General features: G+C 61.8%; 1 pseudogene. It reads left to right on the top strand.

What is annotated here, in order from left to right:
- A pseudogene (glyA, locus tag SB756_RS36490) lies at positions 1–228 on the top strand (serine hydroxymethyltransferase); the annotation flags it as partial.

Here is a 228-nt window from a genome sequence, read left to right as displayed (position 1 = left end):
CTGTGGGGCGCAGGCTTACTCGCGGGTGGTGGATTTCGAGCGGTTTCGCGAGATTGCAGATGAGGCCGGCGCCATCCTGCTCGCTGACATTTCCTACATTGCCGGGCTGGTCGTGACCGGACGCCATCCCAACCCGATCAACGCAGCCCATGTCACCATTACCTGCACGCACAAGCAATTGGGTGGCCCTCGTGGTGGGCTGATCCTGTCCGGGCGCGATGCAAATAC

The organism is Pseudomonas sp. SIMBA_068 (genome assembly GCF_046534705.1).
GTDB classification, from domain to species: Bacteria; Pseudomonadota; Gammaproteobacteria; order Pseudomonadales; family Pseudomonadaceae; genus Aquipseudomonas; species Aquipseudomonas putida.
This window is presented reverse-complemented; position numbering and strand designations above follow the sequence as displayed.